This is a genomic window from Streptomyces typhae, from assembly GCF_009755605.1.
In the GTDB taxonomy this organism is placed as follows: domain Bacteria; phylum Actinomycetota; class Actinomycetes; order Streptomycetales; family Streptomycetaceae; genus Streptomyces; species Streptomyces typhae.
The window spans coordinates 587417-599216 of record NZ_WPNZ01000001.1 but is presented as its reverse complement, the minus strand read 5'-3'; the positions used below and the strand labels follow the sequence as shown (position 1 = coordinate 599216).

Below are 11800 nucleotides of genomic sequence, written 5' to 3'. Positions count from 1 at the left end.
CGAGTGAGTGCCCGAGACGGGCCGAGTGAGTGCGGAAGAAAGCTGAAGGGCCACACACGTGACTGAGATCGAGATCGGGCGCGGCAAGCGCGGCCGCCGGGCGTACGCCTTCGACGACATCGCCGTCGTACCGAGCCGGCGCACCCGGGACCCGAAGGAGGTCTCGATCGCCTGGCAGATCGACGCCTACCGCTTCGAGCTGCCCTTCCTCGCCGCCCCCATGGACTCCGTGGTCTCGCCCGCGACGGCCATCCGCATCGGTGAGCTCGGCGGCCTCGGCGTGCTGAACCTCGAAGGCCTGTGGACGCGCCACGACGACCCGCAGCCGCTGCTCGACGAGATCGCCGGGCTGCCCTCCGAGTCGGCCACGCGCCGCCTCCAGGAGATCTACTCCGCGCCCATCCGCGAGGAGCTCATCGGCCAGCGCATCAAGGAGGTGCGCGACTCCGGCGTCGTCACCGCCGCCGCCCTGTCGCCGCAGCGCACCGCGCAGTTCTCCAAGGCCGTCGTGGACGCGGGCGTGGACATCTTCGTGATCCGCGGTACGACGGTCTCGGCCGAGCACGTCTCCGGTGCCGCGGAGCCGCTGAACCTGAAGCAGTTCATCTACGAACTCGACGTCCCGGTGATCGTCGGCGGCTGCGCCACGTACACGGCGGCGCTGCACCTGATGCGCACCGGCGCGGCCGGTGTCCTCGTCGGCTTCGGCGGTGGCGCCGCGCACACCACGCGCAACGTCCTCGGCATCCAGGTGCCGATGGCGACGGCCGTGGCCGACGTCGCCGCCGCCCGCCGCGACTACATGGACGAGTCCGGCGGCCGCTACGTCCACGTCATCGCCGACGGCGGCGTCGGCTGGTCCGGCGACCTGCCCAAGGCCGTGGCCTGCGGCGCGGACGCCGTGATGATGGGCTCCCCGCTCGCGCGCGCCACCGACGCGCCCGGCAAGGGCCACCACTGGGGCATGGAGGCCGTCCACGAGGACGTGCCGCGCGGCATGAAGGTCGACCTCGGCACGGTCGGCACCACCGAGGAGATCCTCACCGGACCCTCACACATCCCCGACGGTTCCATGAACTTCTTCGGCGCGCTGCGCCGGGCCATGGCGACGACGGGCTACAGCGAGCTCAAGGAGTTCCAGCGCGTCGAGGTCACGGTCGCGGACTCGCAGCACAGCCGCTGATCCCTCCGGGACACCGAACAGCGAGGAGCCCGGGCCGCCTGACAGGCGGCCCGGGCTCCCGTGCGTCGTGGTGCGTTCCTGCGCGTGGCGCGCTACTGCGCGGCCCGCTTCGCGCCGCCGAACGCCGCGATGGCGGCTATCGCGAAGAACACGAAGGTCATCGCGTCGGCGTCGTTGGACCAGGCCTCCTGGAGCGCGTCGAAGTGGTCGAAGAAGATGTCCGAGAACGCCATGCCGGTCTTGTCGGCGATGACCATCGCCGCACCGATGAGCTGGCCGAGGTAGACCGCGCCCAGCGAGAACACCGCGCTGAGGGCTCCGAGCGCAGGGTTGGGGCCGCCCGTCTTGCCCGCCGCCAGGCCCACGACGAAGCCGACACCGACCGCGGCCCAGCCGATCTCGTGCTCGGTGGCGCCGATGATCGCTCCGTAGATGCCCGCGGCGACCAGGGCGGCCACCAGGGCGACGGCCACGCCGAGGCCGATGTTGTTGCGGGCGGCGGGCGCCGGTGGGGGCGGGAAGCCGCCCGGCTGCGGCTGCTGCGGGAACGGCGCGTAGGGCTGCTGGCCGTAAGGCTGCTGCGGCTGCTGCGGGTAGCCGTAACCGGGCTGGCCGCCGTAGGGCTGCTGCTGGCCGCCGTAGGGCTGCTGTCCGTACGGCTGCTGCGGCTGACCGTAGGGCTGGCCGCCCTGGCCTGGAGGCGTGGGCTGCGTCATGTGGATTCCCCCTGATATCTGATGCCTGATACCTGATACGCGGGCGCACTGGTGTGCGGTGCGTGACTGGATCGGCACGGTAGCACCCGTGTGCCAGGGGCCCCAGGGGATGGGGAGGAGGCTTCACAGACGGTGTGCGGCGCCCGCCGGGGTGGCTCCTCTGGTGTCGAGCAGGAGCTGGGCCTTCACGGCCAGGCCCTGGAGATCGTAGGTGCGGTGGTGCTGGAGCAGGATCGTCAGATCGGCGTCGGCGGCCGCTTCGTAGAGGGTGTCCGCGCGGGGCACGGGATGGCCGAGAACGTTCCAGTGGCCTACGTACGGGTCGTGGTAGCTGACGGCCGCGCCCAGCTCCCGGAGGCGGACGGCGATCTCCTGGGCGGGGGCGCCCGCCTGGTCGGCGACGTCCGGCTTGTAGGTGACGCCGAGGAGCAGGACGCGGGCGCCGCGCGCGGACTTGCCGTGTTCGTTGAGCAGGGTCGCGGCGCGCTGGATCACATAGCCGGGCATGCGGTCGTTGACCTGCTGGGCGAGTTCGACCATGCGCAGCGGGCGGGTGCCGCGCGCGGGTCCCGGCACGTCGAGGGGGACTCCGTGGCCGCCGACGCCGGGTCCTGGCCGGAACGCCTGGAAGCCGAACGGCTTGGTCTCGGCGCAGCGGATGACGTCCCACAGGTCGATGCCGAGGTCGTGGCAGAGCACGGCCATCTCGTTGACCAGGGCCATGTTCACGTGCCGGTAGTTGGTCTCCAGGAGGTGCACGGTCTCGGCCTCCCGCGGCCCGCGCGCGCGGACGACCTTGTCGGTGAGGCGGCCGTAGAAGGCGGCCGCGGACTCCGTGCAGGCGGGGGTGAGGCCGCCGATGACCTTCGGGGTGCCCGCGTAGCCGTGGGTGCGGTTGCCCGGGTCGATGCGGCCGGGGGAGTAGGCGAGGTGGAAGTCGCGTCCGGCGCGCAGGCCCGAGCCCTCTTCGAGGAGGGGGCGCAGGAATTCCTCCGTGGTTCCCGGGTACGCGGGTGACTCCAGGATGACCGTGGTGTGCGGGCGCAGGCGCCCGGCGAGAGCGCGGGCGGCCTCGGCGACCTGGCCGAGGTCGAGGGACCCGTCCGCGGCCGGGGGCGTGGGCGCGCAGATGACGGCGGTGCGGACGCGGCCGAGCTCGGCGGGGTCGGTGGTCGGCCGGAAGCCTCCCGCGAGCATCCGGCGGACGTCGGCGGCGGTGAGCGTCCCTTCGGTGCCGTCGCCGGGGAGGCGACCGCAGGCCAGGTCGCGGGCGCGGCCGGGGTCGTAGCCGACGGTGGCGACGCCGCCCGCGGCGGCGGCCTGGGCGAGGGGGAGGCCGAGGTGGCCGAGGCCGATGACGGCGAGGTCAGCTGGCATGGCGGTGAGCCGTCCTTCCCAAAAGCCGAGCGGATATAGCCAAAGCGGGTCGATCGCGCAAGTCCTGTGGACAGAACGGGCGACCGCAATGTCAGACTAGGAGTAAATATGACCGATTTGCGGGATTGGCCTGCCCGAAGCGTCGGAGTGTTGGCGGCTCCTGGGCCTGTACTGGCGCCGGGGCTTTCCGGGTTTTCCACAGGCGGCGCCCTCGTCCGGCGGACCTGGCGCGAATCTGGGCATGATGTGAGCGCGACCACACCCGAACAGCACGGGAGGCAGCGGTGAGGACAGCGACTCTTGGCCCGGCGGAGCGCGCCGAGGCACTGGCGGGCATGGCCGAGCGCGAGCTGGACGTCCTCGTCGTGGGCGCGGGCGTGGTCGGAGCGGGCACGGCCCTCGACGCGGTCACCCGCGGCCTGAGCACGGGCCTGGTGGAGGCGAGAGACTGGGCGTCGGGCACGTCGAGCCGGTCGAGCAAGCTGATCCACGGCGGCCTGCGCTATCTGGAGATGCTGGACTTCGCCCTGGTCCGCGAGGCCCTCAAGGAGCGCGGCCTGCTGCTCGAACGGCTCGCACCCCATCTGGTGAAGCCCGTCCCGTTCCTGTATCCGCTCCAGCACAAGGGCTGGGAGCGGTTGTACGCGGGCTCGGGCGTCGCCCTGTACGACGCCATGTCGATGGCCCGTGGCCACGGCCGAGGCCTGCCGGGCCACCGCCACCTGACCCGGCGTCACGCCCAGCGCGTGGCCCCTTGTCTGAAGAAGGACGCCCTCGTCGGCGCCCTCCAGTACTACGACGCGCAGATGGACGACGCCCGCTATGTGGCCACCCTGGTGCGCACCGCCGCGGCCTATGGGGCGAAGGCCGCCAACCGCGCCCGGGTCACGGGGTTCCTGCGCGAGGGCGAGCGCGTCGTCGGCGCCCGCGTGCAGGACGTCGAGGCCGGCGGGGAGTACGAGGTCCGCGCGAAGCAGGTCGTGAACGCCACCGGCGTGTGGACCGACGACACCCAGGCGATGGTCGGCGAGCGCGGCCAGTTCCACGTCCGCGCGTCCAAGGGCATCCACCTGGTGGTCCCCAAGGACCGCATCAACTCCTCCACGGGCCTGATCCTGCGCACGGAGAAGAGCGTCCTCTTCGTCATCCCCTGGGGCAGGCACTGGATCATCGGGACCACGGACACCGACTGGGACCTGGACAAGGCCCACCCGGCGGCCTCCAGCGCCGACATCGACTATCTCCTGGAGCATGTGAACTCGGTGCTCGCGGTCCCGCTCTCCCGCGACGACGTCCAGGGTGTGTACGCGGGCCTGCGGCCCCTCCTCGCCGGCGAGTCGGAAGCCACCAGCAAGCTGTCGCGCGAGCACACGGTCGCCCACCCCGCGCCGGGCCTGGTCGTCGTCGCGGGCGGCAAGTACACGACGTACCGGGTGATGGCCAAGGACGCCGTGGACGAGGCGGTGCACGGCCTGGACCAGCGTGTCGCGGAGTGCGTCACGGAGGACATCCCGCTCGTCGGCGCCGAGGGGTACCGCGCGCTGTGGAACGCCCGCGCAGGCATCGCCGCCCGCACGGGACTGCACGTGGTCCGCGTGGAACACCTCCTGAACCGGTACGGGGCACTGGCGGAGGAAGTGCTCGAACTGGTCGCCGCCGACCCGTCCCTGGGCAGTCCGCTCGGCGGCGCCGACGACTATCTGCGCGCCGAAGTCGTCTACGCCGCGTCCCACGAGGGCGCCCGCCACCTGGACGACGTGCTCACGCGCCGCACGCGCATCTCCATCGAGACCTTCGACCGCGGCACCCGCAGCGCCCGGGAGTGCGCGGACCTGATGGCCCCGGTGCTCGGCTGGGACAAGGACCAGATCGAGCGGGAGGTGCAGCACTACGAGAAGCGGGTGGAGGCCGAGCGCGAATCGCAGCGCCAGCCCGACGACCTGACGGCGGACGCGGCGCGGCTCGGGGCGCCGGACATCGTGCCGCTGTGACCCCTGGCGCGACCCGTGGGACCCGTGACCCGTGGAGCCCGCGGGGCACGGCCCGCGGGCCCCGAGGCCGGGTGACACGCCCGGGTTGCGCCTGTCAACAAGTAGGAAGGTTGTCAGCAAGCAGTCAAGGAGTGGTCAGGGGTTCTGGGTGGTTTGACCCGAGGAGGGCGGTCAAGGGGGTTATGGCCAGGGTGGTTTGAGGTGGTGTGGAGGGGCGGGGCGGTCCTTCATGTCCATGATGTGGGACGGCGGACCCGCGGCATTGACCGGTCCCGGGGTGAGGGACAATGAAGGCTCTGTCAGGGCGGGTTGTGCGGGTAGTTGAGGGGACGCATGTCGGAGGCGGAGCAGGCGGGCGAGGCCCGTCAGGATCAGAGCGCACGTCTCCTCGCGGGGCGGTACCGGCTCGGTGACGTGCTCGGCCGTGGCGGCATGGGCACCGTCTGGCGGGCCAAGGACGAGACGCTCGGCCGCACGGTCGCGGTGAAGGAGCTGCGCTTCCCGTCCAGCATCGACGAGGACGAGAAGCGGCGCCTCATCACGCGCACGCTGCGCGAGGCCAAGGCGATCGCCCGGATCCGCAACACCAGCGCCGTGACGGTCTACGACGTGGTCGACGAGGACGACCGCCCCTGGATCGTGATGGAGCTCGTCGAGGGCAAGTCCCTCGCCGAAGCCGTCCGCGAGGACGGGCTCCTGACGCCGCGGCGGGCCGCCGAGGTCGGCCTCGCCGTGCTCGACGTGCTGCGCTCGGCGCACCGCGAGGGCATCCTGCACCGCGACGTGAAGCCGTCCAACGTGCTCATCGCCGAGGACGGCCGCGTCGTCCTCACGGACTTCGGCATCGCGCAGGTCGAGGGCGACCCGTCCATCACGTCGACGGGCATGCTCGTCGGCGCCCCCTCGTACATCTCGCCGGAGCGTGCGCGCGGCCACAAGCCGGGCCCCGCCGCCGACATGTGGTCGCTCGGCGGTCTGATCTACGCGGCCGTGGAGGGCGCGCCCCCGTACGACAAGGGCTCGGCCATCGCGACCCTCACCGCCGTGATGACCGAGGCGGTCGAACCGCCCCGGAACGCGGGGCCGTTGCTGGAGAAGGTCATCTACGGCCTGCTCGCCAAGGACCCCGAGCAGCGGCTCGACGACGCGAGCGCGCGGGCGATGCTCCAGGACGTCATCAACGTGCCCGACGCCCCCGAGCCCAAGCCGCAGGACGAGCCGATGGACGCGACGAAGGTCGTGCCCCTGCCGCCGATTCCGCCGCAGACGCCGAAGGGGCGCCGGCAGGGCTCCGCGGGTTCGGCGGGCGCGGCAGGTCCGGGAGATCCGGCGGGATCCACCGGCAGCCGTAAGGGCGAGGAGGCCGCGGAACGGCTGAAGGGCGCGTTCCGCTCGGTCCGCAAGAAGGCGGCTGCGGCGACGGCTCGTGGCGCGGGCGCTGGGACCGCGGGCGCTGGCGCCGCGGGCACGGCGGGTGCTGTCGGTGGGGCCGGTTCCGGTGGTTCCGGTGGTTCCAGTGGTGGCGGTGGTGCCGGTGCTGCCGGTGGTGGCGCGGCGGGCGGTGCTGGGAGCGGTGGTTCGGCGCCGGGTGCCTCGCCCGCGGGGGCCGGTGCGGCGAGCGGGTCCGGGGGGACGGGGTCCGGGGCCGTGGGCTCCGGGGCGGCTGCTGCTTCCGGGGCGGTCGGCGTGGGCGACCGCGCGGCCGGTGCGGGGGAGCGCGGCGGCGATCGTGGTGCTGGTGCTGGTGCTGGTGCTGGTGCTGGTGCTGGTGCCCGGACGGGTGCCGGTACAGGTGCGGGTGCGGGCGCGGCCCTGGGGGTCGGCTCGGGTGTGGGCTCGGCTCCGGGTTCGGGCACCGGTGCGGGTTCCGGTTCCGGCTCGGGCTCGGGTGCGGGTTTCGGCTCGGCCTCGGGTGCCGGGGCGGCCGGTGCGGGGGCCGCGCGGCCGGGTGGGGTCGGTGTGAACTCCGCGAGCACCGGTGCGGGTGCGCACGGTGGTGCCCGGGTTCCGGCGCAGCCCGTCGGCCCGCCCAAGCCGCCCGTGCGGGCGCCGCTCACGGACGTGGTGCCCCGGCGCACGCTGGTGATCATCGCGGTGGTCGTCGCGCTCGCCGTCCTCGGCACGGTCCTCGCCTTCGCCCTCAGCGGCGACGACAGCGGGAGCGGCGGGAAGAGCGACAAGGGCGGCGACGCGTCCTCGTCCAGCGGCGCCACCGCGGGCGGCGAGGGCAAGGACAAGGACTCCGGCTCGGGCTCCGGCGACGACAAGGGCAAGGACGACCAGGGCGGCCAGGGCAAGGAGAAGGAGGACGGCTCCGGCGCGGACTCCGGCAAGGACGGCTCGGGCAAGGAGGACTCCGGCAAGGACGGTTCCGGCAAGGACGACTCCGGTCAGGGTTCGGCCATCGGCGGCGGCAACGGCTCGGGTGACGGCGCCGAGGAGACGTACAAGCACGCCCAGGGCTTCTCGATCGGGCTTCCGAAGGGCTGGAAGTTCCGTTCGACCGACGGCGCGGGTGCCCGCTTCACCGGACCGGACGACCAGAAGCTGCTGATCGGCTGGACGACGACGCCCAAGAGCAACCCGGTGGCGGACTGGAAGAACCAGGAGTCGGCCATGCGCCGCGCGCAGTACGACCGCATCCGCATAGAGAAGGTCGGCTTCCGCGGCTGGAACACGGCGGACTGGGAGTTCACCTACGTGGACGGCGGCACCAAGTACCGGTCGGTGGACCGCGGCTTCGTAGTGAACGGCGGCCTGGGCTACGGAATGATGTACACCGCGAAAGCGGAAGACTGGGGCAGCGACCAGCGCCGCGACGCGTGGCAGACCTTCACCCGGACCTTCGAGCCCAAGAAGTGAGGGCGGGGCGGGACCGGTGAGATCTCGCATCCCCTCAATACGGTTCGGTTGTGGCACGTATCGTGAGTGCTTGCGGAGGGTAAGCAGCCGCAACGAGCCGTAAGACGAACGGAATTGACCGCCGGGCGGATTGGGGGAGGTATCGTGGACGACTATGCGGGACGGGTACTCGCCGACCGCTACCGCCTGCCCCTGCCCCCGACCGACGAGTACGAACTCGCGGAGACCCGCGCCTTCGACACCTACAGCGGTCAGGAAGTCCTGGTCAGGCAGGTGCCGCTGCCCGAGATCGTCGACGCCGAGGTGCTCGGGGACGAACTGCCCGGCGACGAGGTGTACGGCGACGGGGACCTGAGCGACGTCCTGCCCGGCGGGCTGCCGGAGGGGTTCCGCGCACGCGGGAGCGCGGCCCAGGGCGGCGCCCGGCGCGCGGGGTCGCGCGCGACGCGCAGGCCGAGCGATCCCGCGGTGCTGCGTGCCATAGAGGCGGCACAGGCCGCCGCGCGCATCCCCGACCACCCCCGGCTCGACCAGATCTTCGACGTGTTCGCCGAGGACGGGTCGTTGTGGATAGTGAGTGAACGGGTGGCGGCCCGTCCGCTCGCGGCGTTACTGGCCGACAAGCCGCTGGACCCGTTCCGCGCGGCGGAGCTCGCCGCCGATGTCGTCACGGCCCTGCGCGTGCTGCACGCACACGGCTGGGTGCACCGGAACATCACCGCGCGGACGGTCCTCGTCTGCGACGACGGCCGCGTGATGCTGACGGGCCTCGCCGCGGGCGCAGCCGAGGAGGCGCTGTGCGGGTACGACCCGCGCCCCGAGGAGGACGACTTCGCGGGCTTCACGGACCCCGAGGGGGGCGGCCCGGTGGAGCGGGCGCCGGATCACTCTCCCGAGGGCGAGGAGTACGGCGACCGTGACGAGTACGCGGACGGCGCGTACCGGGACGACGAGTACGGGGACGACCAGCACGGGGACGACCGGTACGACGATGGCCAGTACGGCGACGGCCAGTACGGCGACGAGGAGTACGGAGACGGCGCGTACGAGGGGCGTGCCGGTGAGCGCCGTGCCGGTGAGCGCGGTGCCGATGAGTACGACGGGTACGACGGGTACGACGGCGCGGACGAGTACGAGCGCCGCGACGACGACCACGGCGACGGCCGTGACGGGTATGGGTACGGGAACGGCGGGCCTGGCGAGGGCGGCGGGTCGCGTGGGCACGCCGCGATCGAGGCGGCGCGGCGCGCGGACGGCCCCTATGGCGGGACGGAGGCCTACGCCGGGGCCGAGCCCCACGGCGGGCTCGGCGGGCTCGGCGGGCCAGGACGCTATCCCGGAGTCGAGGCCGACGCAGGGACCGGGGCGTACCCCGGAGCCGAGCCCGACGCAGGTTCCGAGGCGCAGTCCGGTACCGAGGCGTACCCGGGGCCCGAGGCGTACTCCGGGTCGGAGGCGTACTCCGGGTCGGAGGCGTACCCCGGGTCCGACGCGTACGGCCCCTCGCAGTCGTACGGCCCCTCCCAGCCGTACGGCGGCGCCGGTTCGTACGGCACGGCCGAGCGGGATCTGCGGGCGGCGCGGGCCGGGGCCATCGCGGCGTACCGTGCGGGTGCCGCGCGGGCCGCGGCCCGGGTGAGCGAGGCCGAGCGCGCCGCGGAAGCGGCGCCCGTGGAGGCCTCGGACAGCGGCGCCGGTGCTCATGCGGGGCACATCGCGGACCCTTACGGCGTCCGGGAGCGGCAGCAGAAGCCGTGGCACGGAGCCGTGCCGCGCACCGAGAACGCCCCCACCGTGCCCGCGCAGGGCACCCCGGGTGCCCGCGAGGCACACGACCCCCAGCAGGCGCACGAAACCCGGCACACGCCGGGCGTGCGCCCGCCCCAGGCACCGGCACCCGCGCAGACGCAGACGCAGGCACTGGCCAAGCAGCTCCCGCCCGCACGGCAGCCCGCGCGCCTCGCGCCCCCCGCGCAGGCGCCGCAGACCGCCCCCGCTGCCCCTGCTGTCCGTGCTGCCCCTGCTGTCCCTGCCCCCGTGGTTCCCGACGGCGACGACGCCGACGGCCACCCGCGCGAAGGCGGCTGGGGCGACCCCGCGGGCGAGCGTCGGCCCAGGCGCGGTCCCACCACCGCGCTGGCCGCCGAGCGGGCCCGGCACGCGCGGATGACCGTCGTCGGCGCCGTCACCGAGCGCTGGGCGCCGGAGCAGGCGGGCCCCGTGCACGAGAACTGGCAGCTCGCCGCGCCGATCGGCCCCGCGACCGACCTGTGGGCGCTCGGCGCGCTGCTCTTCCGCGCCGTGCAGGGCCACGCGCCGTACCCGGAGGACAGCACGGCCGAGCTGGTGCAGCTGGTGTGCGCGGAGCCGCCCGCGTTCGCGGAGGAGTGCGGTCCGCTGCGGCCCGTCGTCGAGTCGCTGCTGCGTCAGGACCCGACCGAACGCATCGACTTCGAGGAGCTGAGCGGCTGGCTGCGCTCTCTCGTGCGGTCGGCGCCGGAGCCGGAGGCGGGCACGCATGTGGTGCCCGCGCCCCCGTACGACGGCGGCAGGCTGCCCGTCGTACGCCGCCGGGGCGAGGTCGTCCGCAAGCGCCGCCCGCCGGCCCCCGTACCGACGGGCAACGGCACCACGCACGGCCGTCACAAGCGCGGCCGGGAGCGGGACAAGGAACGCGGCCGGGAGCGGGGCAAGGAGCGCGCCGCGGAGCGCGGGCCCGACACCAGGCCGGTGCGTGCGCCGCGCCCCGAGCGCGCGCCGCGGCCCGCGAGCGGCCCCCGTTCGCTCGGGCGGCTGCTGCTCGTCGTGATACTCGCGGGTCTTGTGGCGGCTGTCGCGTACGCGGCCCTGTTCATGCCCAAGTCCGACGAGAACGAGGGCGCGGGACGCACCGGCAACGCAGGCGAGGCCGGCGCGGAACCCTCCGCGGGGCGGCCGAGTCCGGACGGCGAACCCGGAGGCGACGGCTCCGGCGGAACCGGCGGTTCCGACGGTGAGGCGGGCAAGTCGCCCGCGCCGGACAAGACCCCGGGCTCGCAGGAGCCGCAGACCACCGACCCCGATGTCGCGGCGGGCTTCACGGTGCGCAAGGACGCCGAGGGCTTCCGCGTCGCCGTGGCCAACGGCTGGGACCGGCACCCCAAGAACGGCCGCGGCCAGGTCGTGTACACGCACGGGAGTTTCGAACTGCTCGTCGTCCCCGGCCGCGACAGCACCGGCGACCACGGCACGGACCCGATGAAGTATCAAAAGGAGGACGAACGCGAACTCCAGCCGTTCCGCGACTCGTCCTGGGCCACTTCGAGCGGTCTGCGCCGCGTCGACGTGGGCGGCCGCTCCATGGCCGAGGGCCAGTTCACCTGGCAGGGCACCGACGGTGTCGAGGTCTACGTACGCAATCTGGCGATGGTCGTGGACGGGAAGTACCACGTGTTGCAGGTGCGCGGACCGGAGGCCGAACGGGACGAGGTGTCACGGCTGTACGAGCAGGCGTCGAGTTCGTACCGGGCCACTGGCTGACCGTTCCCCGCTCGCGGCGGGCCCTGTATCGAACCGGCCGTGTCGTACCGACCGTACTGACGGCACTGACGGCACTGACGGTATCGACCGTATCGGCTCATGATCTGTCGTGTACCGACCGCGTTCGGCCGGTGCCGTGCCGTCAAATGTCC

6 protein-coding genes are annotated in these 11800 nt (G+C 73.3%); 4 read left to right on the top strand and 2 right to left on the bottom strand.

All coding sequences use genetic code 11. The annotated features are described in order from the left end of the window. Positions 1 to 58 precede the first annotated feature (58 nt). Positions 59 to 1183 carry a GuaB3 family IMP dehydrogenase-related protein gene (locus tag GPA10_RS02520; protein ID WP_058848152.1) on the top strand — a complete coding sequence of 375 codons (1125 nt, stop codon included), beginning with the start codon at positions 59 to 61 and terminating at the stop codon, positions 1181 to 1183. Between the two features lie 92 nt (positions 1184 to 1275). On the opposite strand, the gene GPA10_RS02515 is transcribed toward GPA10_RS02520, so the two are convergent. Further along, positions 1276 to 1899 (bottom strand): hypothetical protein, encoded by a 624-nt coding sequence (locus GPA10_RS02515; protein WP_157163995.1) that lies wholly within the window; start codon positions 1897 to 1899, stop codon positions 1276 to 1278. Between the two features lie 123 nt (positions 1900 to 2022). Continuing rightward, positions 2023 to 3276, bottom strand: a complete 1254-nt coding sequence (locus GPA10_RS02510) for a nucleotide sugar dehydrogenase (protein ID WP_058848154.1) — start codon at positions 3274 to 3276, stop codon at positions 2023 to 2025. Between the two features lie 284 nt (positions 3277 to 3560). Here GPA10_RS02510 and GPA10_RS02505 point away from each other — a divergent pair, with 284 nt between their 5' ends. The 3 genes from GPA10_RS02505 (at position 3561) to GPA10_RS02495 (ending at position 11648) form a co-directional block, all read left to right on the top strand. Continuing rightward, the gene (locus GPA10_RS02505) at positions 3561 to 5267 is read left to right on the top strand and encodes a glycerol-3-phosphate dehydrogenase/oxidase (protein ID WP_343040216.1); all 1707 of its coding nucleotides are present in this window, start codon (positions 3561 to 3563) and stop codon (positions 5265 to 5267) included. Between the two features lie 333 nt (positions 5268 to 5600). Next, positions 5601 to 8129 (top strand): serine/threonine-protein kinase, encoded by a 2529-nt coding sequence (locus tag GPA10_RS02500; protein ID WP_157163994.1) that lies wholly within the window; start codon positions 5601 to 5603, stop codon positions 8127 to 8129. A gap of 144 nt (positions 8130 to 8273) precedes the next feature. After that, positions 8274 to 11648 carry a protein kinase gene (locus GPA10_RS02495; RefSeq protein WP_343040215.1) on the top strand — a complete coding sequence of 1125 codons (3375 nt, stop codon included), beginning with the start codon at positions 8274 to 8276 and terminating at the stop codon, positions 11646 to 11648. Positions 11649 to 11800 lie beyond the last annotated feature (152 nt).